The following is a 480-nucleotide window of genomic DNA, read 5'->3' as shown; positions in this document are numbered from 1 at the left end:
CTTCCAGCGTCATGCCCGGCGTGACCTGCGCGGCCAGCGCCGGCGGTGCAGTGAACACCAGCTCGTTCATCGTCGGGTCGGCGACATCGGCCACCGCGCTGCCGGCGGCGACTACGCCACCCGGGGTGACCTGCACGTTGCCGACGATGCCGGCCACCGGACTGGTGATGCGCACACGGCCGCTGCTGTCCGGCGAACCGTTGGCGGCGGCCTGGGCCTGCGCGGCGGCGGCCTGGGCCTGTGCCGCCAGCGAACGTGCGCGCGCGGCTTCCATGTCCTGGCGGGCGACCACGCCCTGGTCGACCAGTGCCTTGTCGCGGCCATAGGCCAGGCGCGCAGCCTCGGCTTCGGCCGATGCGGCGAGCGCATTGGCGCGGAACACCGCGGCTTCGCCACTGACTACGATGGCCAGTGCCTGGTTCTGCTTCACTGCGGTGCCCGGTGCGACCAGCACGCGTTCGACGCGGCCGGTGACGGTCG

General features: G+C 73.1%; 1 protein-coding gene. It reads right to left on the bottom strand.

What is annotated here, in order from left to right; genetic code table 11:
• The coding region (locus EN850_RS33510) for an efflux RND transporter periplasmic adaptor subunit (RefSeq protein WP_136092932.1) at window positions 1-480 on the bottom strand (480 nt) is incomplete at both ends.

Origin of the sequence: Mesorhizobium sp. M8A.F.Ca.ET.207.01.1.1 (assembly GCF_004794715.1) — a bacterium.
Classification (GTDB): Bacteria; Pseudomonadota; Alphaproteobacteria; order Rhizobiales; family Rhizobiaceae; genus Mesorhizobium.
Note: the sequence above shows the minus strand (reverse complement) of the source record. Positions and strands in the feature narration are given on the sequence as shown.